Origin of the sequence: Paracoccus aestuariivivens, from assembly GCF_009711225.1 — a bacterium.
GTDB lineage: Bacteria > Pseudomonadota > Alphaproteobacteria > Rhodobacterales > Rhodobacteraceae > Paracoccus > Paracoccus aestuariivivens.
In genome coordinates this window covers 1-973 of record NZ_WMIE01000065.1, presented here as the reverse complement: position 1 = coordinate 973, position 973 = coordinate 1, and the positions used below count along the sequence as shown (strand labels likewise).

Annotated in this window: 1 protein-coding gene; it reads left to right on the top strand. The window is 59.0% G+C overall.

What is annotated here, in order from left to right:
• Positions 1-340: 340 nt before the first annotated feature.
• Positions 341-682 carry a hypothetical protein gene (locus tag GL286_RS22080; RefSeq protein WP_155097701.1) on the top strand — a complete coding sequence of 114 codons (342 nt, stop codon included), beginning with the start codon at positions 341-343 and terminating at the stop codon, positions 680-682.
• Positions 683-973: the final 291 nt, after the last annotated feature.

The window sequence follows — 973 nt, the reverse complement described above, 5'->3', positions numbered from 1 at the left end:
ATTCGGTCTCTCCCCCATTCTTGAGGCTCGGCACCAGCCGACCTGGTGCAACCCTCGAACGGAGAATGCCGCGGGAGAGGCCGCCAACCCAGTCAGCTCACCTCCCGATCATCGGGTCTAAGGGACCCTCCGGCCAATCCGCTCGACGTCCGTCAGGAATACAAGAAGCAGCTGGGCGACCTGCAGGAAGCCTATTGCGAGGCCATTCTGGAACGGCGCGCTAGAAAAACGTCGGCGGCCCTCATGGTGAGGCATCGAGCTGCCATCGGTCCGAGGCTGATGGCAAAGGGGGGGATCGAGCCATGGTCGCGCCACTGGTGCGAACGACCGTGGCGGGGAAATGATCCGGACGTTCCATGAGAGTCTGCTAGTGGATGGCTTCAAGGTGCCGGTGGTGAAGCTCTGCGTCTGGTTCGACCTGTTGCGGCGGAAGGTCTATTGCAAACCTACCAAATCCGTGCCGAAGATCGATCCGCGCTTCGGCAAGCCGATCAAGGCCATGATCAAAGATAACCCTTTGTTCGGCTATTGCACGTTGGCGTTCCTGCTGGGGCTCAACAAGATCGCCGTGCAGTGGATATTCCGGCTGAAGAACTGGCCAATCATCGGAAAAACGGTCCACCGGACTGTTTTCTTATCCCGCGAACCCATCGATTGCCCCGCCCGCGAGCTTCCTGGCTGACACCTGCTTTCGCATTGGCAGGGCGACAACTGCCGCTCGCACCTTGCACTTGCCATGCCCATGCCAGCAGAGGCATTCGGATTAGCGGCTTGACCCGAACAGATTCTAAGTCCTGCCGCGACACGTGCGGCAGGACAGATCTCAGTTGTCCGCTCTGAACACCCCCCGACGCATTGATTTTGGGTGATCAACCTTAGGCTTCATTCGCTTTGAATTGCAGGGTTTCGTATGCTTTGGCGAGAAACCCTGCAATTTCCGGTCGCCGATGAAGCCCCGTTCCCGCAGCCCTGA